Genomic DNA, 207 nt, shown 5'->3' with positions numbered 1-207 from the left:
ATAGGCGAAGCGTGCTGTTGGAGTGCACGTCCAAGCAATAAGACTGAGTGTTAGGCAAATCCGGCACTCGTAAGGTTGAGTTGTGATGGGGAGTTGGATCATGAATCCGACGAGTCGTTGATTTCACACTGCCAAGAAAAGCCTCTAGTTAGAAAATAGGTGCCCGTACCGCAAACCGACACAGGTAGTCAAGATGAGAATTCTAAG

Annotated in this window: 1 rRNA gene; it reads left to right on the top strand. The window is 47.8% G+C overall.

Annotation, left to right across the window (positions count from 1 at the left end):
- Nucleotides 1-207 (top strand): 23S ribosomal RNA (locus LQ622_RS15270); the annotation flags it as partial.

The organism is Mammaliicoccus sp. N-M50, from assembly GCF_022386995.1.
Classification (GTDB): domain Bacteria; phylum Bacillota; class Bacilli; order Staphylococcales; family Staphylococcaceae; genus Mammaliicoccus; species Mammaliicoccus sciuri_A.
Note: the sequence above shows the minus strand (reverse complement) of the source record. Positions and strands in the feature narration are given on the sequence as shown.